The 23,460-nt window shown below is 56.4% G+C and carries 20 protein-coding genes, 1 tRNA gene and 2 pseudogenes; 10 read left to right on the top strand and 13 right to left on the bottom strand.

The annotated features are described in order from the left end of the window. Positions 1 to 101: 101 nt before the first annotated feature. Positions 102 to 1,361, top strand: coding sequence for a pentapeptide repeat-containing protein (locus tag CPH65_RS11080; protein ID WP_096173525.1), 1,260 nt, complete (start codon positions 102 to 104; stop codon positions 1,359 to 1,361). A 2-nt stretch (positions 1,362 to 1,363) separates the two neighbouring features. On the opposite strand, the gene CPH65_RS11075 is transcribed toward CPH65_RS11080, so the two are convergent. The 3 genes from CPH65_RS11075 to CPH65_RS11065 all read right to left on the bottom strand — a co-directional run bounded on the left by CPH65_RS11075 (position 1,364) and on the right by CPH65_RS11065 (position 2,901). After that, positions 1,364 to 1,549: a hypothetical protein gene (locus tag CPH65_RS11075; RefSeq protein WP_096173524.1), complete on the bottom strand. Its 186-nt coding sequence runs from the start codon at positions 1,547 to 1,549 to the stop codon at positions 1,364 to 1,366. Next, complete coding sequence (locus tag CPH65_RS11070) at positions 1,542 to 2,399, bottom strand: hypothetical protein (RefSeq protein WP_157747630.1); 858 nt, start codon at positions 2,397 to 2,399, stop codon at positions 1,542 to 1,544. The genes CPH65_RS11075 and CPH65_RS11070 overlap by 8 nt, the downstream gene beginning before the upstream one ends. 238 nt (positions 2,400 to 2,637) lie before the next feature. Next, on the bottom strand, positions 2,638 to 2,901 hold the full coding sequence (locus CPH65_RS11065) for a hypothetical protein (RefSeq protein WP_096173522.1): 264 nt from the start codon (positions 2,899 to 2,901) through the stop codon (positions 2,638 to 2,640). An 81-nt stretch (positions 2,902 to 2,982) separates the two neighbouring features. On the opposite strand from CPH65_RS11065, the gene CPH65_RS11060 reads away from it, so the two are divergent. The 3 genes from CPH65_RS11060 (at position 2,983) to CPH65_RS11045 (ending at position 5,826) form a co-directional block, all read left to right on the top strand. After that, positions 2,983 to 3,717, top strand: coding sequence for a LexA family transcriptional regulator (locus CPH65_RS11060; protein ID WP_157747629.1), 735 nt, complete (start codon positions 2,983 to 2,985; stop codon positions 3,715 to 3,717). Between the two features lie 166 nt (positions 3,718 to 3,883). Beyond that, complete coding sequence (locus tag CPH65_RS11055; protein ID WP_096176279.1) at positions 3,884 to 4,903, top strand: IS110 family transposase; 1,020 nt, start codon at positions 3,884 to 3,886, stop codon at positions 4,901 to 4,903. Positions 4,904 to 5,418: 515 nt separating this feature from the next. Continuing rightward, positions 5,419 to 5,826, top strand: a complete 408-nt coding sequence (locus CPH65_RS11045) for a hypothetical protein (protein WP_096173519.1) — start codon at positions 5,419 to 5,421, stop codon at positions 5,824 to 5,826. Here CPH65_RS11045 and CPH65_RS23860 read toward each other — a convergent pair. Next, positions 5,817 to 6,077: a hypothetical protein gene (locus tag CPH65_RS23860; protein ID WP_157747628.1), complete on the bottom strand. Its 261-nt coding sequence runs from the start codon at positions 6,075 to 6,077 to the stop codon at positions 5,817 to 5,819. The genes CPH65_RS11045 and CPH65_RS23860 overlap by 10 nt on opposite strands. On the opposite strand from CPH65_RS23860, the pseudogene CPH65_RS11040 reads away from it, so the two are divergent. The 4 genes and pseudogenes from CPH65_RS11040 to CPH65_RS11030 all read left to right on the top strand — a co-directional run. After that, positions 6,076 to 6,227: pseudogene (locus CPH65_RS11040) on the top strand (DUF2312 domain-containing protein); the annotation flags it as partial. The gene CPH65_RS23860 and the pseudogene CPH65_RS11040 overlap by 2 nt on opposite strands. Positions 6,228 to 6,244: 17 nt before the next feature. Further along, positions 6,245 to 6,400: a hypothetical protein gene (locus CPH65_RS24110; protein ID WP_172891504.1), complete on the top strand. Its 156-nt coding sequence runs from the start codon at positions 6,245 to 6,247 to the stop codon at positions 6,398 to 6,400. Further along, positions 6,388 to 6,804 carry a hypothetical protein gene (locus tag CPH65_RS24105; RefSeq protein WP_096173518.1) on the top strand — a complete coding sequence of 139 codons (417 nt, stop codon included), beginning with the start codon at positions 6,388 to 6,390 and terminating at the stop codon, positions 6,802 to 6,804. Before CPH65_RS24110 ends, CPH65_RS24105 begins: the two co-directional genes overlap by 13 nt. Before the next feature lie 153 nt (positions 6,805 to 6,957). Continuing rightward, positions 6,958 to 8,169, top strand: coding sequence for an IS256 family transposase (locus CPH65_RS11030; RefSeq protein WP_096173517.1), 1,212 nt, complete (start codon positions 6,958 to 6,960; stop codon positions 8,167 to 8,169). A gap of 327 nt (positions 8,170 to 8,496) precedes the next feature. On the opposite strand, the gene CPH65_RS24560 is transcribed toward CPH65_RS11030, so the two are convergent. Continuing rightward, positions 8,497 to 8,709 (bottom strand): hypothetical protein, encoded by a 213-nt coding sequence (locus CPH65_RS24560; protein ID WP_244574633.1) that lies wholly within the window; start codon positions 8,707 to 8,709, stop codon positions 8,497 to 8,499. A 27-nt stretch (positions 8,710 to 8,736) separates the two neighbouring features. Between CPH65_RS24560 and CPH65_RS11020 the strand changes: the two are divergent. Continuing rightward, positions 8,737 to 9,234 (top strand): annotated as a pseudogene (locus tag CPH65_RS11020) (IS5 family transposase); the annotation flags it as partial. 228 nt (positions 9,235 to 9,462) lie between these two features. Here CPH65_RS11020 and CPH65_RS11015 read toward each other — a convergent pair. The 3 genes from CPH65_RS11015 to CPH65_RS11005 form a co-directional block, all read right to left on the bottom strand. After that, a tRNA-His gene (locus CPH65_RS11015) sits at positions 9,463 to 9,539 on the bottom strand. A 289-nt stretch (positions 9,540 to 9,828) separates the two neighbouring features. Continuing rightward, positions 9,829 to 10,482 (bottom strand): phasin family protein, encoded by a 654-nt coding sequence (locus CPH65_RS11010; protein ID WP_157747626.1) that lies wholly within the window; start codon positions 10,480 to 10,482, stop codon positions 9,829 to 9,831. Between the two features lie 344 nt (positions 10,483 to 10,826). Next, positions 10,827 to 11,204, bottom strand: coding sequence for a phasin (locus tag CPH65_RS11005; protein ID WP_157747625.1), 378 nt, complete (start codon positions 11,202 to 11,204; stop codon positions 10,827 to 10,829). 522 nt (positions 11,205 to 11,726) lie between these two features. Between CPH65_RS11005 and CPH65_RS11000 the strand changes: the two genes are divergently transcribed. Next, positions 11,727 to 15,914: an ATP-binding protein gene (locus tag CPH65_RS11000; RefSeq protein WP_096173513.1), complete on the top strand. Its 4,188-nt coding sequence runs from the start codon at positions 11,727 to 11,729 to the stop codon at positions 15,912 to 15,914. Positions 15,915 to 15,966: 52 nt separating this feature from the next. On the opposite strand, the gene CPH65_RS10995 is transcribed toward CPH65_RS11000, so the two are convergent. The 5 genes from CPH65_RS10995 to CPH65_RS10975 all read right to left on the bottom strand — a co-directional run bounded on the left by CPH65_RS10995 (position 15,967) and on the right by CPH65_RS10975 (position 23,225). Further along, positions 15,967 to 16,152, bottom strand: a complete 186-nt coding sequence (locus tag CPH65_RS10995) for a hypothetical protein (RefSeq protein ID WP_096173512.1) — start codon at positions 16,150 to 16,152, stop codon at positions 15,967 to 15,969. Positions 16,153 to 16,320: 168 nt separating this feature from the next. Then, complete coding sequence (locus CPH65_RS10990) at positions 16,321 to 17,073, bottom strand: glucose 1-dehydrogenase (RefSeq protein WP_096173511.1); 753 nt, start codon at positions 17,071 to 17,073, stop codon at positions 16,321 to 16,323. A gap of 39 nt (positions 17,074 to 17,112) precedes the next feature. Then, positions 17,113 to 18,597 (bottom strand): aldehyde dehydrogenase family protein, encoded by a 1,485-nt coding sequence (locus CPH65_RS10985; RefSeq protein ID WP_096173510.1) that lies wholly within the window; start codon positions 18,595 to 18,597, stop codon positions 17,113 to 17,115. A 333-nt stretch (positions 18,598 to 18,930) separates the two neighbouring features. Next, positions 18,931 to 22,074 carry an efflux RND transporter permease subunit gene (locus tag CPH65_RS10980; protein WP_096173509.1) on the bottom strand — a complete coding sequence of 1,048 codons (3,144 nt, stop codon included), beginning with the start codon at positions 22,072 to 22,074 and terminating at the stop codon, positions 18,931 to 18,933. Then, complete coding sequence (locus CPH65_RS10975) at positions 22,071 to 23,225, bottom strand: efflux RND transporter periplasmic adaptor subunit (protein ID WP_157747624.1); 1,155 nt, start codon at positions 23,223 to 23,225, stop codon at positions 22,071 to 22,073. Before CPH65_RS10975 ends, CPH65_RS10980 begins: the two co-directional genes overlap by 4 nt. Between the last annotated feature and the right edge of the window lie 235 nt (positions 23,226 to 23,460).

Below are 23,460 nucleotides of genomic sequence, written 5' to 3'. Positions count from 1 at the left end.
GCCGCCCTCCCATATTCGCTGGACAGCCATAGGCCAGAAGTTGCTTTTTGCGGCAGGTTGTCGTTTGCTGATCTCAAGCAACGATAGGCAAGGCCGCGATTATGAACGACAAGGAAATCATCTCGTATTTGACCCCAGCCGGTCACTGGCTGAAGGACCATTCGATTTACTTTGGTCTGATTGTGCTTTGCTTCACTATCGGTAGCCTTTGGTTGATCTTCATAGACGTCGCCAGCACCGAAAAGAGCGATTGGGAGATCTTCAGCGCGATCGCCCGCAATCTTGGCCTGCTCTTGCTTGGCGCCATTGGCCTGCCTCTGGCTATCTGGCGCTCGGTCCTTGCGCATAGACAAACCGCAATCGCCAATCGCAATGCTGCAAATGCTGTCGAACAGACCAAGATCGCAAATAGCAACACAGCCAACGCTCTGGAACAAACCAAAGTCAATCGACAAGGCCAATATGCTGATCGCTTCGCCAAAGCGGCTGCGATGCTGGGCGACGATAAGCTGCCCGTTCGGGAGGCAGGCATCTTTGCCCTCAGAGAACTCGCCATAGCTGACCCGACAGGTCACTATTTTAAGGTGCAAGACCTTCTCTGCAGCTTCATGCGTGATGTAGGCCAGCAGGACAGGGATCAGGCTGATATGGATCGGACCAAACCCGATGCCGATGCCGATGCCGATGCCGATACGGAAGCAGATGCGAAGCAAAAAGAGCTCGAATTGCCCGCCTGCAAAAGCGATGTTACCTCTACCTTGCGCGCTTTGTCTGATTTGAGAACAGACAAGAACCTGAAGCAAGAAGAAGAACGCATTTGGAAACTAGATTTGCAAGGGGTCAATCTGTGCGAATTTCCGGGCCATTCGAGAATCATCAGGCTTCAGAACGCCAACCTCAGGAAAGCAAACCTCCAAGTGGCCGAACTCAGGGAAGCAAACCTCCAAGAGGCCTGCCTCATTAAAGCAAACCTCAAAGAGGCCAACCTCGAGGAAGCAAACCTCAAAGAGGCCGACCTCAGTGGAGCAAACCTCCAAGAGGCCGACCTCTGGGAAACAAACCTCCAAGAGGCCTGCCTCATTAAAGCAAACCTCAAAGAGGCCGACCTCAGTGGAGCAAACCTCCAAGAGGCCAGCCTCATTAAAGCAAACCTCAAAGAGGCCGACCTTACGGAAGCAAACCTCCAAAAGGCCGACCTCACGGGAGCAAACCTCACAGGCACAATGCTCTCTCTTCCAATCTGGCAAGAAGAAGAATGGCCTGCAGAACATCGTCCTTCTGACGTCATGACTATGAAAGACCCTCTTAAAGGTCTTATTGAGTACTTCACCTTCAAACCCATCGACGACAACGAAGACTGACATCATTCCCCCTCCCCGATCTTGTCTCTCAATCGCCGAATGGTCTCTTCCATCTCGGCCTGTCGTGCGCGATGTGCGTTGATTTCCCGTGCGGCGCGCTGAAGCAGATCGCCAACATAAGTTGCAGCGCCTTCTTTCTTCTCAATCGCATCTGCCGTGCTGTTCAGCTCGCTCAGAATGTCAATCATTGGAGTGACCCTCCCGCCGTAAAAACCGCACCTCGGGCGAAAAAGACATGCCACGCTCCCAGACGAACCAAGCGAAATCCTTAGTGCCACCACCCGGCTTTTTATTGGCGAGGATCACCGCGCCGGGGCGCATCGAAGGGCGCGGGGTGAGGACATGAACCCGTACAAGCGGCGTTTCTTCGAGAAAAAGACTGCGTTTCATACCGCTCAACCATGTGAGAGGCAGAAGCAAAGCCACTTTGCCAATGGCCATGCCGAGTGAAATCTTCAGCCAGTCTTCAGCGATGCCAAAGGGCGGGTTTGAGACGATGTTGCACCCAAGTGGAAGCCCCGCTCGCCTGAAATCCACCTGATGCGCGCAATGGCTGGACCTGACCACAAGATCCGATCCCGTGGCCTCGTAACCGGCAGCAGCCTCTTTCTTGATCGCGCGCCACTCGTCCAGTGTCTTGATGCCGTCTGCTTCAGCTTCAAGTATGGCCTCATGCGCCTCGGCGGCTTCCTTCACGCTGCCCTGCATCAATGCGAGCAGGCTCTTGCCCCGCCCCGCGTTGCGCTTCACAAGGTCATATCCGGAAAGTTCGGCCAGCCAGGCGGCAAAGGACGGATAGTCGAGAAGCACCTCGAACTCGGCCCCGACATCAAGCGGGATGATCAACGGATCATCCGTATCCTCATAGCGCTTGAGGTGCGTTGCCGAGACCCGCGCGACAGAGGCCATCGCCGCGCGCCCTCGATGCTGCCCGTGCCGGCACAGCTTGATCAGTTGCCCGGTCTTGAGCGAGATCTCTTCAACATCCTCGGCTGATATCAGCCTCTCGGTTCCGTTCGAATTGACAATCGCGGTCATGGCGGCCCTACCGTTGTCTTGCAGCATGCATCAGCCGATGACAGGCCCTTGCATGCCGTGGGATAAAAAGCTCAGGCCGTTGGGCCTGAGAGTTGGGGAGCTGCCGGAAACTCGTAAAACCGACATGCCCAAATAGGGTGCCCGGTGGTTGGGAGAGAGGATCAGCGAAAAGCCCATCCAACCCACCGGGCATAGCGCGGAAGAAAGGAATAGGAACCGCACCCAAACTGTTTGATGACTACGCCGGCTCTTTAGCCACTGACTGCCGAGGCACATCAGACGGCCAGTCGACATCAGAGGGCCATTCACTGCCCTCAGGCCAATTCAAGGCAAAGTCTCGCATTGCCTGTTCATAGCGAATGCAGGTGAGTGTTGCGCCGTGTTCAATCGCAAGCAGCTTCTGGCCGTCATTGAAAAACTGACGGGAGACAGCGGAAAGACGTCTCGAAACAATTTCAGAATAGCTGTTAGCGACCCGCAAAAGCTTGTCATGGAGTGTCATCGTATGGGTAATTTCACCCTTTAAAGCAAATCTGTCAAGGGTAATTTCACCCTAATCAAATCTTTATTGATTTCGGGTAAAATGCCCCATATGACCGACTCATTAGCAGACCGTATTCAAAACCGCATGGCAGAGCTGGGGCTTAACCCGTCCAGCGCAGGTGCTCGCGTAGGCAAATCTCGAGAACTGATCAGGAACGTCCTAAGGGGACAATCGAATACGCCGAGCGCCATCAATTTGAAATTGATAGCACAAGCGCTCGAAACGTCGTCGGAATGGCTCTTGGAGGGTAAGGGTCAGCCGAACGCCACCGATCAGTTGCCTGAACAGACGGGCAATGTGTCACCGTCAACACAGAGACTTGGGCGGATCCCCATAAGAGGCGAAGTGGCCGCTGGCTTATGGCGAGAACACGACGATCTGGCACAGGACCTGGACGAGCCGCCTCAGTATGCGCCGACTGTGTCGAATGACCGCTATCCTTCAGACCATCAGTTTGCGCTCGTTGTTCGCGGAGAGAGCCTGAACAAGATCGCGCCTGATGGTTCGACACTCCATTGCGTCGAGTTGATCAATGGTGGCGCCTGGGATGTCAAAGATGGCGAGCTCGTCATTGTCCAGCGCTCAAAGTTCCAGGGCGCGATGATCGAGACAACAGCCAAACGTGTGCGAAAGAATGGCGACTTCGAACTCTGGCCCGAAAGCACGCACCCGGATTTTCAGGAACCACTCCGGATTCAAAATCGGTTGGAGCAAGGCACAGACGAGGAAGTGAGGATCCTCGCCAAGGTTATCAGCATCACACGAGTTCCCTGAAATTCAGTCCGAAAAACTGTTTCCCGATCCTGCCGTTCGTCGAGAACTGCAGCATTGAAGCCCAGACCAACAACGGCTCTGCGGATGGTGTGGATGGCTCCTGCACCACCGGCGCCGAAATGCGCCATACTGCAATTGTCATATGCTGTTCGAGAGGAGTCACCCCATGCAAGTTACAACAATCGGCCTTGATTTGGCGAAAAACATATTTCAGGTCCACGGCATTGATGCCAACGGTAAGATAGCATTCAACCGGTCTTTGCGTAGATCTCAAGTCCTCGCATTCTTTAAAAGCCTCAAGCCATGTTTAGTTGGCATTGAAGCCTGCGGTACCAGTCATTACTGGGCACGCGAAATTAGCAATTTAGGTCACCCTGTCAAACTGATCCCACCTGCATACGTCAAGCCATATGTAAAGCGCGGCAAATCTGATGCTGTAGATGCGGAAGCTATCTGCGAAGCCGTAACCCGCCCAACTATGCGATTTGTTGAAATCAAGACCCCGGAGCAGCAAGCAATATTGTCGGTTCATCGCACTCGAAATCTTCTGGTTCGACAACGAACCCAGTTGATCAATATGCTGCGGGCACAATTGGGTGAGTTTGGCATTGTCATCGCGCAGGGTGTTTATCACGCGTTACATTTTGCAAAAGAATGTCTGAACGGAGAACAGCCAGACATTCCCTCAATTGCCAGCGATGTGATTTTCGAACTCTGTGAGCTGTTGCGGCAACTACATGAAAAAATCAACCGTTGTACTCGCCAGATCAAACAAATTGCTAAGAATGAAAGCCGGGTGGCGCTGCTTGAGACAATTCCGGGAGTTGGGCCTGTTATTGCGTCAGCGATTGTTGCAACGATTGGCAGTGGCAAACAATTCAAGAATGGCCGACAGTTTTCTGCTTGGCTGGGGCTTACCCCGCTCAACAAATCGAGCGGTGGGAAAGAGCGGTTAGGTCACATATCCAAGATGGGAGACCAATATATTCGTCGTCTATTATTCCTCGGCATGACTTCCCGTATTCGTAGAATCCAGGCAGAACCGGAGAAATTCGATCCATGGTTTGCAGATATGTTGTCGCGCAAGCCACGCATGCTGGCTGCGATAGCCATGGCCAACAAGACAGCTCGAATGATTTGGGCAGTCCTAACGCGCAACGAACCTTACAAGGTAAGAACAGTCTGAACTGAAACAAACCAAACGAAATAGGATAATTGCAAGACCCACGAAGTGATGGAAATTGTCAGCCCGAAACCAAGAAACCCGAGAAAGGTCCCGAACGCTAGCTGTTCGATATGCGGAATGGGACTTGGTTAGTGGAAACCATCAGGGCCAGCGGCCATGTATGTCGCGTCAACAGGCCGAACACAAGACCGCTTCTGACAATGGAAAACACCAAATAGGACTTGCAAAAAAGGAGCCATCCACACAGGACCTTTCGGACATAAGCTGCAACGCAACCAAACGATCGAAAGACCATGCGGCAAAACGGGCGAATACCGTTGAAAAACTCACTTTTCTAGTCGGGTTTCAGGTATTCCAAGAATAGACGAATGAGATTGCCTCACGCCGTTTGCGGCTTTGGTCTGCGTCTGAAGCATTCCCCTCGCACAAATGGGTGTTTTCACCCTTTTATTGATTGACTGGGTACTTTCACCCTTCCACGCTTCCCCAATCACCACTACTGATAGGGGCACACAATGCTTGCAGTTAAAGAGCCGGTCGAGCCGCTGAAAACAGAGCGGGCAGAATTCTCCCAAAAGACAAAAGCTGAGGCGTTCTTGCGCGCCGGTGGCCGCTGCGCCGCTTGTGGTCAGTCGATCACCGGAACGGTCGAGTATGACCATGAGACGCCCTGCGCCCTGGGCGGTGACATCACACCAGAGCCAGGGCCCGATGATTGGAAGGCGGTCTATGTGGCCCTCGATGACCTGCTCCAACTGATGGAAGCTAAGTTCACCGAGTGCCTGAACGATCAGGATATGCGGCCTCAACAGCGCTGCGCCGCCATAGTTCGCAAGAACACGGTCTTCTGCAATGTCCGCCTGCTGTTCCAGACGATGCATGAGATTGATCCGCACAATCCAGAAAGCCCCTTTCACACCTGAGACAAGGCGGCATGGCCGCCGCCGTCGACAGCAAGCGCATCGCGCGCGCCAGTTGGCCGCAAAGCGGGCAACGAGAGCACCCCACAGGAGACAGACCGATGATCTATGTCCCAGACCAGAAGAGCGGCATCAAACCAGCAGCAATGCATGTGCTGCGTGATTTCCGTCACGCGCCCGCATTCATAGCCGCCCTGGGCTGCGTCCTCGTCTGTCTCCTCCCCCCTTCTTCTATTGGCAGTAGTCTGAACCATGACAAATCCCGGAGGCGTTGCCGCCGATCAACTGCGAGCCCTAGTCGAGCGCATCGAGCGACTTGAAAAGGAAAAAGGGCCCTTTCTGACGACATCAAGGATGTCTATGCCGAAGCCCAGGGCAACGGCTACCCGTGGAGGTCTTTGAAGGGACCCTGAACGAAGCGATGGCGCAGAGCGTGGCCCTCAATTCGAAAAACCAACTGCCGATGACCAAGGATGACAGGCTGAACGGCGCGTGGCGTCTTGTGCTGGCAACCGACCTTTCCAAGACCAAGATCCACAAGGCTTGTGCAGCTCGATTGGAAACATGCGCAAGGTAAAGGAGCAGCTGCTTGAGGAGGCCGAAAGGACACTTCAGGACCTATGCGATATGTCGTGGGAGGCCGCAAGAAGAGAAGCAGATGGAGCAAAGGCAAATGAGGAAATAGACTTCAACGCAGAGATGAACAAGCGAGCCTTGAGGTTATGCAAGGACATGAGCCGAGCAGTTGGACCACGGGCCTTTCAGGACACTGATGCATTCGCTTTGGCGCTTACCATGGTGGACCAAAGGTTGCCCAAGATGCTCATGCAGTCATTCGAGTGGTGGGATCCACTGCGGGAAACCATCGCGGAGCTCAGTGATGACCTTGAAGATGCGGATGAGCTGACCTCCTCTTGGGAGGAGAAAAGACGAGAAGCAGAAGCTGAGAAGGCAGCTCAGGTTGCCCTATGGGGATCCTGAAGTAGACTACTAGATGTCCATGCCTACATGTCCAGAATGGACAGCATGAGCTATGTTTTACGGGAGGGCTGCCATTGTTGCCCTTCTTTGCCACTGGGACTATGGAGAATTTTGTGCCCTGGCGTGGTAACTCTAATATGAGGAGACCCACGTATGAGCATCGACAAAGCCCTTTTGGATCATCTGATGAAAGGCCGCAAAGCGGGCGATCTGTTCGGAGAGGACGGGATTCTGCAAGAACTGACCAAGGCGCAGGCCGAACGAGCCCTGAGCGCCGAACTGGACGAGCATCTGACCGAAGAACGCGCCGATGCGCCGCCTGAAGGCGCGAACCAGGCGCCAAATCGTCGCAATGGCCGCAGCCAGAAGACGGTGACCACCGACAGCGGGAAGGTCATTCTCGACATTCCCCGTGACCGCAACGGCAGCTTTGATCCTCTGCTGATCGCCAAGTATCAGCGCCGCTTTCCCGAGTTCGACACCAAGATCATCAGCATGTACGCGCGCGGGATGACGACCCGCGAGATCCAGGGGCATATCGAGGATATCTATGGTATAGAGGCGTCCCCGAGCCTGATTTCGGCGATCACCGATGCCGTGATGGAGGAAGTGACCGCCTGGCAGAACCGCCCGCTGGAACCGTGTTATCCGATTGTGTTCATGGACGCGATCCGGGTCAAGATCCGCACCGACGGCGTGGTTCTGAACAAGGCGGTTTTTGTGGCCCTGGCTGTTCTCCCGGACGGCACCCGCGACGTTCTGGGGCTTTGGTTCCAGGCCAATGAGGGTGCCAAGTTCTGGGCTAAAGTTCTCAGCGATCTGCGCAACCGTGGCGTTCAGGACATTCTCATCGCCGTCGTGGACGGTCTGAAGGGCTTCCCCCAGGCCATCGAGGCAGCCTTTCCTCAGACCCAGGTCCAGACCTGTATCGTGCATCTGCTGCGCCATTCCATGAGCTTTGCCAGCTACAAGGATCGCAAGGCCGTCGCAGCGGCTCTTAAGGCTGTCTACACCGCTGTGGACGCGACTGCGCTGGCGGAGTTCGAAAACAACGACCTTGCCGCCAAATACCCGGCAATCGCGCCGAGTTGGCGCCGGGCCTGGAACGAGGTGATCCCGTTCCTCGACTATCCGCCCCAGGTGCGCAGGCTGATCTACACCACGAACGCCATTGAAGCACTGAACTCGAAAATCCGCCGGGCCGTTCGCTCCCGCGGGCATTTCCCCAGTGACGAGGCAGCTGCGAAATTGATTTATCTCGCCCTGAATGCTACTTCTGTGGAATGGAAACGCTCCGTGCGCGAATGGCACTCAGTGAAAAGCCAGTTCGCAATAATGTTCGAAGATCGTTTCCAAATGGCGTAATCAAAGCGCCAGGGCACAAAATTCTCCATAGTCCCTTGCCACTCCACCTTTTTCGTCCCTGTGGAAACCCTCAGAGCACCATAGAATTCGTTCGTAAACTATCTGGCGGGAGTAGCGCAGCACCCAAAACGCAGCAGCGAGGCCCTGAGCGTTCCTGACGACTGTTTACCTCAGGCGGCATATTCTGCGTGAAATTTGTGAGGCCGTAATCGTAGGCATGTGAAGACTGAAGCTCCCCCGTACCGGGTGGGACGCAACTTCAATCGTCTATGCGAGTAAGAGAACAGAGAGTCGTTACATAAAGGCGAGGCCCTATTGTTGAGCTTCCTAAAGCAGTCGGCACACACTGGACCGCGCAACTCCCAGCTCCTTTGCAATGGCTGCTGGTCCCTTGTCCTCTTGTTGGAGTTTGATGATAGCCTCTCGGTCGATGGACTTCTTGCGCGCCCGATACTTCCCAGCTTCCTTGACCTTGGCTATGCCTTCAAGTTGATGCTCTCGCCTGATGTTGGTCTCGAATTCTGCTAGCACTCCGAGCATCTGAAGGAAAGCGTTGCCCGTTTCGATGCTGGTGTCATTGATAGCCAAAGCGTCAAAACAACGGAAAGCGGCGGGCTTTCCGGCTATGATGTAGGGAAAAAGATCACGGGTCGCAAGCGCCATATCATTACCGACACCCTTGGCCTGATGCTACATGTTATCGTCCATGCCGCCGATATTCAGGATAGGGATGGAGCTCCTGACGTGATTAAGGCTATCCGCGGCCGCGTCCCATTGCTGCGACATGTCTTTGCTGATGGTTGTTATGCTGGAGAGAAATTGCGGGCGGCTTTGAAGGGGTATGGCGACTGGACCGTTGAAATCATCAAACGTTCGGACACAACCAAGGGCTTGGAGGCCCTTCCTAGACGAGGGGTGGTTAAGCGCACCTTTGGGTGGTTTGGTCGGTGTCGCAGATTGGCAAAGGACTGGGGGGCTTCTATCGCCAGTTCAGAAACATGGGTCACAATTGCAAGCATCAGGGTTATGATCCGACGTTTGGCAACATATTGTTATGTATTATAAACTTTGAATCGGGCACTTATAGGGATAGTGTTTCTAAAGGTCCGCAGGCATCCTTCTGACATAGTGAAAGCGCCCATTTCGGCTTTACTAATATTTATCATCATCGCGCATCGTGTACCACACTGTGACACACAGTTTCACAAAAACCTGTGATGCACAAGACAACGAAAAACCAACCGCACAAGCGTTTGATTTGTCTTGTCATTTTCAATTTTTAAGGGAGAAAAGTGGTACAGTCGGGTGGATTTGAACCACCGGCCTTCGGAGCCACAATCCGACGCTCTAACCAACTGAGCTACGACTGCATATCACCTGACAGTGGGCGTTTATTATTCGCGCTGGCTGAAAAATGCAAGGGCAGATGTGGGAACTGCCCACAGATTGTCAATAAAATGTCACTCAACGACCGACCGCATCGATCAACATGGGCGACCAAATAGGCCACGACTTGGGGGGAATGCCTTGCAGGGTAAGACATAGGCGATGGCGGGATCCGGGTACATGAGCGCGAGTCGCTTCTTCAGTCCCCAACAAAGGAGGCGGGGCGGCATTCCGGGAGGATGAGCGCCAGCCCCTTTTGTTCATCAAAGCCAATCAGAGGGCCTTGGCTTTTTCCATGGTCTTGTCTGTGGCTGCCTTCAGCGGTGCATTGATGTCTTCCAAAGACTTGCCGATCGATTCCTGAAAGTCCTTGCTCTGGGCGGTCAGGGTTTCGAGCTGTTTGCTTGCAAAACTGGTCTGCAACTCGATGGCATCACTCAAAGTCTTGGCGCCCAGCAAATCAACCATGAAGGAAAACCCTGCATTCATATTGTCGCGGGTCGCATCAATTGCTTTCTTGTTCAGCAACTTGGCGCTAGAGGCGGCACTGTCATAGCTCTCCTCCAGTGCTGCCTTTTGGTCCTCGAATGCGGTTCTGGAGCGTTCAAAGCCATCCCGAGCCGAGGCGATGGACTTCTCTGCCGCCTCGCGCGCCACATCGGGCAGCGCGCTTTGCGACAGATCGAACTGAGAGAAATCCAACGTCGTGAAAGCAAGAGAAGCGGCCACTTCAGAAGCCTCTGGAGAAGCTTTCGGGGCTGCTTTTTCTTCTTTGGTTGTTTCTTTGGGGGCTTCAGTCGCCGCCGCTATCCCGGTTGCCGGCTCGGTGCCGGCTTTGACAGGCGCTTGCTTTTTGGCGGGAGCAGGAGATGCCGCCGCCTTGGATGGGGTGCGTCTTGCGGGTGTCTTCTTCGTTGTTGCGGTCATGACATTGTCCATTCCTTGGGATTGTCGGCAGGCACACGGTAAAACCGGCGTACCTTACGAGGTCACGGAAAGGGACACGAGAAAACGCGGAACGATGCCTGCGCATTGTGGTCTTGCAGATCAGGGCGATCAGGCACGCAGTCGCTTTGACCATTGTGCATGGGGCCTATGCCCTTCCCTTTCTGCAACCATTCGCAGATCTCTGCCCGTCTGTTTCCGGACGGTTTTGAAATCAGGTCGGCCATCTTGTGCGACACGTGACTGGAGGCGCCGCACTCTTTTTGTCGCGCCGATCAAGCCACCGGTCTGACCGGTGGTGAAGGATCAGAGGCACCTGAGCATGCTCAGTCTTTTTTGGTTGCGTCTACAGCGGCCTTGGTTGCAGCTTCGCCCATGTCGCGTGCCACTTCGCCGAAGCGCTGCATCTGCGACTGCACATATTTGGTCTGAAGCTCAAACACTTCCTGAATGTCTTTTGCCTTGACCAGATTGGAGGCCAGATCAAATGAGGCATTCATGCTTTCCTCGGCAGCGGACATGGCTTTCTTGTTCATGTCGGCAGCGCCGCTGCGCATGGTCTCGGCTGAGCCTTCAACCTTGGAAGTGGCTTCGCTGGTGGCGGCGAGAAACTCGTCATAAGCCTTGCGTGTCTGCTCGACACCCTTTTCTGCCATTTCGCGAACCTGGGTCGGAATTTCAAATCCTTCGGGGGCCTTCATCATTGTCCATTCTCCTGAGCGATTGGTTGAGGCCTTCTCCATGAGGCCGTTTCCATCTCATTGTGCGCTGCACCATAACAGACTTTATATTGCACTGCAACATAAAATTTACACACGAGATTTGCGCATTGTTTGTACCTATAAAATGTTGCGTTGCGATGAAACTTCAAGAGCCACTTCGCTATTGCAGCAAAGCGTCCCGATTTGAGACACGCGCCTGTCTGCTCGATAGCGTTCACCGAATTTTGGGGAACCCTTAGCCTCCCCGGACGTTCAATCAAACAGGCATGAAACTTGCCTTACTGGACGGATCATTCAAACATCCGTATAATTGACAATCAGCTTTATAAATCAATTCTCTGTCCTGTCGCAGCTATATTAACCATTCCGGCTCAATCCCGTCATCTTCTGCCGCGATGCCATGGACCTTGACGCGCTGAAAAGGTATTAACAACTATATAACGACAGCCGACAGACAGGCGTCCTGTTTTTAAATTCGGTCCTGACCAAAGGTTATCTGACGCAATGTCCATTTCTCATCCTTCCACTCTGGCGATGCCGTTTTTGACGCTGACAGCCAATCCGGCGATCGGTGCGGTGTTGCTCGATTCGCGTCCGGCATGGGTGTGGAATGAAGAGGGAAACCGGATCCTCTGGTCGAATCGGGCTGGTCTCGATTTCTTCAGCGTTGACAGCATGCATACGCTGCTGGATCGTCGCTTCGGTGATGTTCATCCCGCTAGGCGACATCTCGCCCGCCTCGCGCGCAACGCACGGGCTGAAGCGCCGATTCTCGACCGTCTGAGATTCTTTCTGGGTGAAACGACCGTGACGACCTCCTGTCTGTGCAAGCGGCTACAGGTCGAAGGCGAAACGGTCCTGCTGGTCATCGCCACCGAGCGGACCGGTGAGAATCACTCTTGCGAGGAAAACGCCCGGTATCTGGTTGAGTCTCTGGCCGCTGATGGTGGCATAGCCGCCGCGTTTGTCGATTCCGGCGGCCAACCCTGGACCTCTGCGGGGGAAGAGGACGACAGTCTCAAGGGTCACTGGGAAACGCTTTTCCGCGATCAGGGTCGGCTCCACGTCATGATTGCAGAATCCAATACCCCTTTGCGGCTGGCGGCCTGCACGATCCTTGCGGATGAGCCACAAGGGGACGGACAGGGAGATCGGCCTGACCCGCTCGCGGCGCTCGTGCGCATCGGCGAAGAACAGGACAGACATTATCTGGTGCTGCTGCATCGACCGGACAATCTGGACGAGCAGATGGCGGAAAACCTTCATCTGCTGACCAGTGCATTTGATGACGGCACGGACGGCGAACCGCAGGCTCTGTCTAGCGCGGAAATATCCGAACTGTTCCCGGACATTTTCAATGAGGACGTCGATCATCCCCACCCTGGAGCCGATCAGGATTTGCATCGTGACAGCGATGTGAAGCCCTTTTTGTTTGACGATCATTCCAAAGGCTTCTCCGGCACCGAGCATCTTGGCTCGGGCTCAGCTCCGGTGCGACTGGTGACCGAGGCCACCGATCACGGAGCAGATGATCCAAAGGTCGTGCATCTGACGGTTGGCTCCGATAAGCCTCAAACGGATAGCCGCGTCACCCTGGGGCACGAGACGGAACAGGCCGATCAGGGCGGAGAGTTCCGGTTTGACGGCACCGCTGGTCCTTGCCATTTCATCTGGGAAAGCGATGAAGTGGGCCGTTTCACGCTCGTTTCAGACGATCTTGCCAAAGCGGTTGGCCCTGCCCACGCGGCCCTTGTTGGCAAGGATTGGCCAGAAATCGCTGACTGGTTGACCATCGATGACGACCGGAAAGTCGATCAGGCGTTTCAATCTCGCGACACCTGGGCGGGTTTGACGGTTTACTGGCCCGTGGAAGGGCATGACCTGATCGTTCCCATTGAGCTGACCGGCCTTCCCGTCTTCGGACGCTATCACGGGTTTCAGGGTTTTCGCGGCTTCGGCGTCTGCCATATCAATCGCGCTCAAACGGCTCCTATTGACGAAAAAAGCGACCAGAGCGGCCCCAATGCCCCCTTTGAGACCATCACAACGCCACAGTTTGACGCTAGAAGCGAGCTTTTGTCGGATGAATTGCTTCAAGTCGCCCGCACAGCCGTTGCAACGACCGAAGCAGTGATTTCCCCCGTGTCCGGCGACGATGGAGCAGCGGACACGGATAGAAATGCGCCCGAAGACAAGGTGACAGCAGTGTCTGAAGAGCCAAGAGATCCACATGAGGAGGCCACCGGAGGAGAGGACAAGACTGTTGATGAGGCGCAGAGCCATTCTGCGACCAAGCGTTTGTCCCTGGCGCGCAATCCCTATGATCTCGTGACGTCCCTGCTGCAACCACCTGAACCGGGATGCGAAGAAGAGCCCTCCTCTGAGACATCCGAGGAAACCGGATCATCGCCTGAAATGGACGATAGTCATGCGCTCAGCCTTGGCGAACGCAGTGCTTTCGACTCGATAGCCGCCGCGCTGATGGAAAGTGCCCGCCCCCGGCTCGATGACCGCGACGAAATGGATGACGATTACGAAGAGCCCGTTCTCATTGATGACGAGGAAGACGAAGGCGACGCTGATCGGGCCTCTGTTACCGCCTTGTCCGAGGAAGCGGCAACCCTTCTGAAGGAACAGAATGTCTTCGACTTTGGCGAAACGCCGACAGCGCCGAAGACGCCCGAAGTCAGCCCTCCCGAGCCATCCAGACAAGCCCCCAAACGTGACACAGCGTTGCGCTCGGCGACCTCTGCGGCATTTCAGGAAATCATGGTGCTGGACCCGATCTTCCGCAGCTTACGGGAGCGGAGCGCCGGGTTGAACCATGCAGGAGCGGAAGAAACGGCCCCCGAGGATAAAGCGCCTGCCGATTTGATCGCTGAGGACGCGACACCTGAAGAACCGGCAGCTTCGACACCGGTTGATGAGGATGACGCGCACGTTGCCACTTCTGAGGATGCGCCTGATGAGCCGCAGGATGAGAGCTCCATCGAAGGCAAGGATGATGCGGACGAAGAGTTGAGCGTGCGCGATCAGGTCGACGACATCGAATCTCCGGCCCCGGTTGATGAGGATGACGATAGCGAAGACACATCCGAGCCAGCCGAACCGATGACCATTCGGGAAAGCTCGATGGTGCTTGCGGCTGCAACCGTTGCCGGTGTGGCAGCGCTTGAGGATTCGTCGCTTTGGGACCGCAAGACCGATTCGCCGCTGATTGATCTGCTCAACAAGATCCCGACCGCCATTCTGGTGTCGGCCAATTCGGAAATTCTCTTTGCGTCCAGAAAGGCCCTGCGGGACCTTGGCTACGAGTCGGCGGCGACCCTTGAGGAAGCCGGAGGCATGGAAGGTCTCTTTACCGGACGTCCCGGTGACTGGCTGACCAAGACCGATGGCCGGACGACCCTGCGCGGGGCAGATCACGCACACCGCTCTGTTCTTGCCTGCATTTCCTCGATCAATTGGGGCGACAAACCCGCCGCGATGCTGACGTTCGAGCCCGCACCCGATACAGCTCCGGGCACGGGCGTTTCGGAAGAAGACGAGAAGATCGCCGAACTCGAAGCGATCCTGGACACCGCCACCGATGGCGTCGTGGTCATGGACGAAACGGGCCATATCCTGCGCATGAACCATTCTGCCGAAGCGCTGTTCGAAGTCGACCGGCATGAAGTGGCGGGCAACAGTTTCCTTGATCTGATCATGGAAGAGAGCCACAAGGATGTGCTCGATTATCTGGAGCGTTTGAAAAACAACAGCTTTGCGAGCCTGCTGAATGACGGGCGCGATATCATCGGTCGGGTGCCGAGTGGCGGCATGATACCGCTGTTCATCACACTCGGGCGGGTGGCCATTCCGGGAACCAATCGCTTCTGCGCCGTCTTGCGCGATGTGACCGAATGGAAGCGCACCGAAGAAACAATCATCAGCGAGAAATTGCGCGCTGAAACGGCGAGCAAGCAGAAATCGGAATTCCTCACCCGGGTGAGCCACGAGATCCGGACGCCACTCAATGCCATTCTGGGCTTTTCCGAAGTGATGATGGAAGAGCAGTTCGGCCCCATCGGCTCTGAACGCTACAAGGATTATCTCAAGGACATCAGCGTCTCGGGGAACCATATCATGGCCCTGCTCAACGACATCATGGATCTGTCCAAGGTGGAGTCGGGCAAGCTGGACCTCAACTTCGAAGCGACGCCGCTCAACAGGCTGGTTGCCGAAGGAGTTGGCATCATGCAGCCACAGGCCAACCGCGAGCAGATCATCATCCGCACGTCTCTCGCCTCCAGCCTGCCCCAAATTGCTGGCGATGACCGGTCCCTCAGGCAGGTGGTGCTCAACCTACTGTCCAATGCGCTCAAGTTCACGCCCGCAGGCGGTCAGGTAATCGTCTCGACATTGCAGGAAGAAAGCGGCGATGTGGTGCTGCGCATCCGGGACACCGGCATCGGCATGAACGAGGAAGACATCCAGTCGGCGCTCGAACCCTTCCGCCAATTGGCCAGCAACCGCCAGAACGATGGCATCGGGCTTGGGTTGCCTCTGACCAAGGCGCTGGTCGAGGCCAACCGTGGACGTCTGCGGCTAAGTAGCAAGGAAAAGCACGGCACGCTGGTCGAGGTCTCCTTCCCCAAGCAGCGCGTCATCGAGACAGACGAAGAAAGCGAAGAAGCCGAAACTCTGGTGTAAGATCACCTAGGGGTTTCGGCTTCGTTTCCGGTCATCTCGAATAGCGGGCGCGTCAGATGCCTCTGAGCAGGCATCCCACAGCGAGCAGCACATAGGCGATGGTCATCGACCAGAAGCTCGTCAGCGTGTATCCGGCGAGCGTGATCGGGGAGATGTTGCCTTGGAACATCAGATATCCGACGACGGCGAAGATCAGCGATAGAAGAAAGGTGAAGGTTCTGGGCGGGCTAAGGGTCATGGTGTTGGCTCCTGATGTCGCTTAAGCCTGAGCAAGAACGACAGAATCGCATTAAGGACTTTTCGGTGGACCAGAGGTATCTCAAAGATATGCCATCAGGGCAACTGGCGTCCGGTCTTTCTTACGAATATCGGAAAAAACCCGTGTTGCGTTACCGATACGCCGCCGCTAGATGCAGCGGCCGCCATCGACTTCCAGCGCCACGCCGGTGATGAAATCAGCCTCATCGCTGGCGAGATAAAGCGCAGCATTGGCCATGTCGCGCGGGGTCGACAACCGTCCGATGGGAATCGAGGACCGGAATTTGTCCCGCATTTCCGGCGTATCCTCTCCCATGAAGAGCGGCAGCATGCCCGTCTCGCCTGCCACCGGACACAGGGCATTGACGCGGATCTGCTCAGGCGCCAACTCGATGGCCATGCTCTTGGTCATGGAGATCACCGCCCCTTTCGAGCTGTTGTAGGCAACCAGCCCGGGGCGCGGCCTTAGGCCTGCGGTGGAAGCGGTGTTGAGAATCACGCCACCTCCGCGCAGGCGCATCAGTGGTATGGCTCGCTTGGCTGCCAAAAAGACGGCTTTGACATTGACGTTGAATATGCGGTCGAATTCTTCGTCGGAGACCTCCAGCATGGAGGTATTGCGGTGGGTGAAGCCGGCATTGTTGATGAGGATGTCAAGCCCACCGAGCGCACCTGCGGCCTTGATCATGCGATCCACATCCTCAGGCTCCGTCACATCGGCCCTGACCGGTGTTGCGCCAATGTCCTTGGCAAGCTTCTCAAGCCCCTCTTCGTTGAGATCTGCGATTACCACCTTGGCCCCTTCTGCGGTAAAGCGACGGGCAATGCCCTTACCAAACCCGGACGCGGCCCCCGTGACAATCGCGATTTTGCCTGCAAGTCGGCCGACTGGTTCCGTCATGGCCCTCTCCTCCCTAAAAAGCCAAATGATAATCTGCCTTCAGCCGTGGTTCATGACCACGGTCTTGATGGCGGACATTTCATAAAGGCCAGCAAGGCCCTTCTCGCGGCCATGGCCTGATTTTTTGACGCCTCCAAAGGGCAGTTCCACGCCGCCGCCCGCGCCATAGCTGTTGATGAAGACCTGACCTGCGCGGATGGCCCGTGCCATGCGCATGGCGCGCTTGGCGTCGTCAGTCCAGACACCGGCAACAAGACCGAAGGGGGTGCCATTGGCGATGCGCGCGGCTTCTTCTTCATCGGCAAAGGGGATCATCGACAGGAACGGACCGAAGATCTCTTGTTGTGCAAGGGCACTGTCCGTGGGAACGGGGCCAAAAAGGATCGGCACAGTATAATAGCCGCCTTGCGGGGCATCCTCTGCGATCGTTCCAGCGGCGAGCACCGGAATTTCCATCTCGTGTGCAAGGCTCATGAAGGTTTCAAGGCGTTCGGCCTGAGAGCGGGAGATGAGCGGGCCTAGATCTGCGTCAGCGTCGTGACGATTGGCCACCAGACCATCGAAGCGCTCCTGCAGGCCGAGCACCACCATGTCCCAGATTTCCCGCTGCACCAGAAGGCGCGAGCCGGCTGAACAGGTCTGGCCCGCATTCTGGATGATGGCCTTGGTGATCACCGGCAGCGCTTCTTCCAGATCGGCGTCGGCAAACAGGATCTGGGGGCTTTTGCCGCCCAGCTCCATCGTGGTGCCAATGTGATTGACGGCGGCGGCACGCTGCACGAGGGCACCGACTTCGGGAGAGCCGGTGAAGGTGAGATAGTCGATGTCGGAATGGGAGGACAGGGCAGCCCCCGCTTCCTCGCCAAGACCGCAGACGACATTGATCACCCCATCGGGCACACCCGCTTCACCCGCCAGTTCCGCAATGCGCAGGATCGACAGGCAGGCTTCTTCCGATGGTTTCATGACCAGACAGTTGCCCATGGCCAGCGCCGAAGCGATGACACGCGAGCCAATCTGGGCGGGATAATTCCATGGAATGATCGAGCCGACCACCCCGTGCGGTTCACGCAGTGTGAGCGCCGTGTAGCCATCAAGGGTTGGGATGGTGTCGCCGGCAATCTTGTCCGCAGCACTGCCGTAGAATTCGAAATAGCGGGCAGCGACGGTTATGTCCGCATCGGCCTGACGCAAGGGCTTGCCAGTGTCCCGGCTTTCGAGTGCGGTGAGCTCCATGTGGTTTTGCTTGATCAGCTCGGAAAGGCGCATGAGCACACGCCCGCGCTCGGTCGCACTTGTGCGCGCCCATGGTCCAAGCTCGAAGGCGTCACGTGCCGCATCGATGGCCGCTTCCACATCCTCCAGACCCGAGCGAGGAATGAAGCAAAAATCCTCTCCATCCGACGGGCTCACCAGACCGAGTGTTTCGCCACTGATGGCAGGTTGCGGTTTGCCGCCAATCAGATTGGACCAGGTGAGATCCTGAGCAATTTCGCGGGCCAGTTCGGCCAATGTGACGGACATGCGCCTCTCCCTCTTGCTTATTAGCGTGTCGCCTCTTTGGGTGCGATGGGGGAGCCCATCGCAAAGCGGAACAGGCACCCCGATTTTCCAGATACCATGCTTTTTATAGAGTGCCTGTATAAAGCTGTCTTGCGCGCGAATAATCAATCACACGCGCGGACTTTCATTAATCGATCCGGCTAAGTTTGCTCTGTAGGCCCGCCAAGCGCAAGCGCTGATGTCCCATGTCCAGTGTTTGTCGCTCATCGCAAACCCCGCCATAGAAAAAGCCGCGCGTTGATGGGCACGGCTTTTCCAATCGTCACTTGTGAGCCCTAAACCGGCAAATCCGGATCATTCGGCAGGTGAAGGCTGCTCGCTTTTTAGCGCGTGAGCCTCTGCTTCCCGCTGCACTTTGTGAGCAGCGCCGCCCGGTTCCCCGCCAAAGGGGGCAATCCAGCGATACAGAACGGGTATCAGGAACAGCGTGAAGACAGTGGCAAAACCAAGCCCCCCGACCACGACCCAACCGACGGCCGTGCGCGCCTCGGCCCCGGCACCTGATGTGAGGATAAGCGGAAGGCCACCGAAGACAGTCGACACCATGGTCATCATTACAGGCCGGATACGCAACCGAACTGCATCGCGAATGGCACTGTCGATATCCTGCCCACGCTCACGCAGCTGGTTGGCAAACTCGACAATCAGAATGCCGTTCTTGGCCATCACCCCGATCAACATGACGAGGCCGATCTGGCTGTAATAGTTGAGCGTACCGCCGGTTATGGTGATCGCGAGCATGGCTGCAGCAAGGCCGAAAGGCACCGTCAGCATGATGATGATCGCCGACACAAAGCTTTCGAACTGCGCCGAGAGCACCAGAAACACGATGATCGCCGCGATGGCGAAAATCATGATCGTGCCGGACCGACTGGAATCGAGTTCGGCAGCTTCTCCCAGCAGGGTAATGCCGGTGCCAAGAGGCAAGGCTTCGCTTGCCAGTTCGCGGACGCGGGAGACGGATTGCCCAAGCGCCACGCCGTTGGCGACGTTGGCGCGCACGCCCACGGCAAGGGACCCGTTTTCACGCGAGTAGGATGCTTGACTAAGCCCTTGCTCAAAGGTGGCGACGGAGGACAGAGGAATGATGTTGCCATCGTTCGTGCGGGCAAAGATCTGCTCCAGATCGCTGGGGTCATTGATCGGTTTGCCGCCAGGCTTCATCAGAAGGTCGACTTCCTCCCCGTCGATGAAGACCGATGTCGCGGTCAACCCTTGTGTCATGGCCGAGATGGTATCAGCGATGGTGTCAGGCGTTATTCCGAGTTCCAACGCCCTGTCGCGGTCGATATCAACGCTGATCTGAGGGGACGAGTCACTCCGGCTCAATTGCGCGTTGGTGAAAACCGGATCGGCATTCATCGCAGCAATCAGCTTGTCGGCTCCTTTAACCAAAGTCTCATAATTGTTGCCTGTCACCGCGAACTGTAGCCCCGATCCGCCGCCGCGAATCCCCAGAGAGTTGGGACTGCGCACCAAAACGCGGATGCCTGAAACCACGGACAGCTTTTTGTTGAACTCCGCACCTATGGTGGCCTGATCCCGCTCACGCACGGACCAGTCGGCTAGCCGGACGATGACGAAGGCAAGCTGCCCACCACCGCGTCCGATCAGGCTGAGGACAGATGTCACCTCGCCGCTATCGCGATAGGGCTCCAGAATCCCCTCAACCTCTTCGATCTGCGTGCTCATGTAGTCGTTGGTCGAGCCGACCGGCGCAATGGCGATGATGAAGAACATCCCCCGATCCTCGGGCGGCGTCAGCGTGCTGGTAAGGTTCTGGGATGCACCGACGGCGAAGACCGCGAAGGCCATGGCGATGCCAAGGGTGAGGAATGGCAGGCGGATGGACTGATCAATCACCTTGTGGAAGAGACCGGCAATCGGTCCATCCTTCGGTTCGGTTTGCCCATTCTCGCGCGCTTCTTCATCCGCCTTGATCATCTTCCGCGATGGTTTGCCCGGATCGAGGAGTGAAGCCAGCATGGGCGCCATGGTGAGCGCGACAACCGTGGACAGGGTGACACAAAAGGCGAGCACGAACCCGAATTCGGAAAAAACACCGCCAGCCTGTCCGGGCAAGAAGGAAATCGGGATGAACACCGCCGCAAGGGTCGCGGTGGTGGAGATGACGGCAAAGAAAACCTCGTTCGACCCGGTGATGGCCGCGAGCCTTGGCCCCTCCCCTTCATGGCGACGCCGCACGATATTCTCGACCACGACAATCGCATCATCGACGACCATGCCGGTGGCAAGCACGAGTGCAAGCAGACTGATTGTGTTGATGGAGAAGCCGACAATCCAGATGGCGGCGATGGTGCCGATGAGAGCCACAGGGATGGCCAGAGCCGGAATGAGCGTTGCTCGCCAGGACCGCAAGAAGAGGAATATCACCACGATCACGATGCCAATGGCCATCAGGATCGACTTGGACACTTCCTCAATGGAGCCCTGAATGAAGACACCGTCATCGGTGGTGATGGTCAGGGACACGTTGTCCGGCAATTGCTGTTGCAACTCGGAGACTGCGGTGCGCACGTCCTGCGAAATTGTCAGGGTGTTGCCCACCGATTGGCGCACGATATCGATGCCGATCGACGGACGCCCGTTGACGCGCGCGGACTGGGTGGTGTCTTCTGCGGTGAACTGCACATCGGCAATATCGGCAACATAGGTCGTGCTGTTGATCCTGAGGCCACCGACCAATTCTGCGGTCACGTCCGGACTGACAGAGCGCAGGATCGTGGTGCTGGTATCGCTCTCGATGGACCCCAGCGCATAATCGTTGCGCAGGGTTCTCAAGGTTTTGGTCACGTCCCCGAGTGTCAGACCACGCGCAAGGAGCGATGGCATCGACACGGTGAGACGGAATTCCTTGGCCTGCGAACCGGTTACGGTGATTTCTGCGATGCCGTCAACAAGGGACAGCCTGTCGGTGATCATGCCTTCGGCCAGCGAGGTCAACTGAGCAAGGCTCTGGCTGCCCGACAGCGCAAGCCGAATGATCGGGTCGGCATCGGCGTCGCTTTTGCGCACCGTTGGATCATCCACATCGTCAGGCAACTGGCGCAGGGTCTGGGAGACGATCTCACGTGCCTCATTCGCTGCGATGTCAACATCTGCGCCACTGTTCAGATCAAGGGTGATCCGGCTGCGACCGTAGCTGGAGGTTGAAGAAATCGCCTTGATACCATCCAGAGCGCCAAAGGCATCCTCAAGCACGGATGTAACCTCGCGGTCGACCACTTCTGCCGATGCGCCGTCATAGCTCGTACGCACGGACAGGGACGGCTGGTCGACGTCAGGCATTTCGCGCACTTCCACGCCCATGACCGCAGCGATCCCGGCGATGATGATGAGCAAATTGATGACGAAGGCCAGAATGGGGCGGGCTACGAAGAGTCTTGTCATGCCCTTCAGCATCTGCTGTCTGGTCATTCGGTGCCCTCCGTGGTCTCACTGGAGGCCTCGGGCGAGGCCACGGTAATGCTGGCTCCCGGACGCAGCTTGTGGACGCCATCGACGACCACATCCATACCCGACTCGACGTCTCCTTCGATCCAGATGGTATCGTCCTCACGCTTGCGGTAGACAACCGGCAGCGGCTCAACCTTGCCGTCCTTGGCCACCCAGATCTGGGTTCCGTCGCGGGTCCAGGTAAGGGCGATGGCAGGAATGGAGGCAAGGGGCTCGCTTTCCTGCACGAGGGTAACCGTGAAGGTCATGCCGGGCCAAAGCTGTCCGTCTTTGTTATCTATGGCCGCTTTTACGGTCACCGTACGGGTGGTCTGGTCGATCTGGCTGTCAAAGGCAACAATCCGGCCTTCGAACTGTCTGCCCCGAATGGCGGGTGTCTCGGCCTTGACCTTCTTGTCGAGCGACAGGATGTTGATGGCGCGTTCCGGCAGTTCGAAGGTGACGCGAATGGTTTCTGTGTTGTTGATATCGACGATGGTCGTGCCGTTGGCCAGAAAATCGCCGACCTCAAGATCCGAAAGCCCCAATCGACCCGCAATCGGGCTGTGAATGACCCGCTCACGCAAGGATACTTCGGCAAGAGCGAGATTGCTGCGCGCCACGGCAACCGCCGCTTCAGCTTCTTTCATTGTAACCGCGGTCACGACGCCACTGTTGCGCTGATGCAGGGTCCGATACCGCTCGAGGCTATCCTCGGCGGTTTCAAGCTTGGTCTTGGCAATGTCGACATTGATCCGCTCGCTCTCGTCATCCAGCCGAATGAGAACATCCCCTTTCTCGACGGTCTGGGTGCCGTCGAACATGACGTCCTTGATCTGGCCGGACACTTCGGAGACAAGCGAAACGCTCTTCTCGGCCAGTCCGGTGCCAACAGCGCTGAAGCTGTCCTTGTAGCTTTTGAATTCCACTTTTGCCAGAGTCACAATGGTGGAGCCGGAGCCGCGACGTCGTCCGGCAGGCGGGCCATCACGCCCGGCAGTCGCAGACGGAACGGCCTCCCCCTGCTCTGACGTTCCTGAGCCGAACTTCAGAGCATGCGGGATACCAAACTGAGAAACATAGACCGCTGCAACAAGAACCGCGGCGAGCACGATGCTGATTATGTGCTTCATAAAACCTACCAGTAAAAAAAAGACCATAAAGCCCGAAGGCACCTTGCGATCCGATTGGCCCGGCTGAAGAAATGAGCCTTAATCGGGCGGAAAGCTCCTTTGAATCATAGAATCCGACAAGCCAGAGTTATCACCCAGTACAACCGGGTGCTCAAGTCATGAAGTTTGACAAATTGTACCGTATTGTAACCACAAGCGATGGAGCGAACCGTCAAGATTGCGTGATATACAGCGC

Origin of the sequence: Cohaesibacter sp. ES.047 (assembly GCF_900215505.1) — a bacterium.
GTDB lineage: Bacteria > Pseudomonadota > Alphaproteobacteria > Rhizobiales > Cohaesibacteraceae > Cohaesibacter.
The sequence above is the reverse complement of the archived record's forward strand: the minus strand, read 5'-3'. Positions and strand labels throughout refer to the sequence as shown.

Coding starts and splice junctions, on each gene's coding strand:
- CPH65_RS10975 (WP_157747624.1), bottom strand. CDS start 23,225: ATGAAGCACATAATCAGCATCGTGCTCGCCGCGGTTCTTGTTGCAGCG.
- CPH65_RS11005 (WP_157747625.1), bottom strand. CDS start 11,204: ATGATGAAGGCCCCCGAAGGATTTGAAATTCCGACCCAGGTTCGCGAA.
- CPH65_RS24110 (WP_172891504.1), top strand. CDS start 6,245: ATGGCGCAGAGCGTGGCCCTCAATTCGAAAAACCAACTGCCGATGACC.
- CPH65_RS11030 (WP_096173517.1), top strand. CDS start 6,958: ATGAGCATCGACAAAGCCCTTTTGGATCATCTGATGAAAGGCCGCAAA.
- CPH65_RS11000 (WP_096173513.1), top strand. CDS start 11,727: ATGTCCATTTCTCATCCTTCCACTCTGGCGATGCCGTTTTTGACGCTG.
- CPH65_RS11075 (WP_096173524.1), bottom strand. CDS start 1,549: ATGATTGACATTCTGAGCGAGCTGAACAGCACGGCAGATGCGATTGAG.
- CPH65_RS11070 (WP_157747630.1), bottom strand. CDS start 2,399: ATGACCGCGATTGTCAATTCGAACGGAACCGAGAGGCTGATATCAGCC.
- CPH65_RS11045 (WP_096173519.1), top strand. CDS start 5,419: ATGCTTGCAGTTAAAGAGCCGGTCGAGCCGCTGAAAACAGAGCGGGCA.
- CPH65_RS10980 (WP_096173509.1), bottom strand. CDS start 22,074: ATGACCAGACAGCAGATGCTGAAGGGCATGACAAGACTCTTCGTAGCC.
- CPH65_RS24105 (WP_096173518.1), top strand. CDS start 6,388: ATGCGCAAGGTAAAGGAGCAGCTGCTTGAGGAGGCCGAAAGGACACTT.
- CPH65_RS10985 (WP_096173510.1), bottom strand. CDS start 18,597: ATGTCCGTCACATTGGCCGAACTGGCCCGCGAAATTGCTCAGGATCTC.
- CPH65_RS11055 (WP_096176279.1), top strand. CDS start 3,884: ATGCAAGTTACAACAATCGGCCTTGATTTGGCGAAAAACATATTTCAG.
- CPH65_RS24560 (WP_244574633.1), bottom strand. CDS start 8,709: ATGCTCGGAGTGCTAGCAGAATTCGAGACCAACATCAGGCGAGAGCAT.
- CPH65_RS23860 (WP_157747628.1), bottom strand. CDS start 6,077: ATGGTTCAGACTACTGCCAATAGAAGAAGGGGGGAGGAGACAGACGAG.
- CPH65_RS10990 (WP_096173511.1), bottom strand. CDS start 17,073: ATGACGGAACCAGTCGGCCGACTTGCAGGCAAAATCGCGATTGTCACG.
- CPH65_RS11010 (WP_157747626.1), bottom strand. CDS start 10,482: ATGACCGCAACAACGAAGAAGACACCCGCAAGACGCACCCCATCCAAG.
- CPH65_RS11060 (WP_157747629.1), top strand. CDS start 2,983: ATGCCCCATATGACCGACTCATTAGCAGACCGTATTCAAAACCGCATG.
- CPH65_RS10995 (WP_096173512.1), bottom strand. CDS start 16,152: ATGACCCTTAGCCCGCCCAGAACCTTCACCTTTCTTCTATCGCTGATC.
- CPH65_RS11080 (WP_096173525.1), top strand. CDS start 102: ATGAACGACAAGGAAATCATCTCGTATTTGACCCCAGCCGGTCACTGG.
- CPH65_RS11065 (WP_096173522.1), bottom strand. CDS start 2,901: ATGACACTCCATGACAAGCTTTTGCGGGTCGCTAACAGCTATTCTGAA.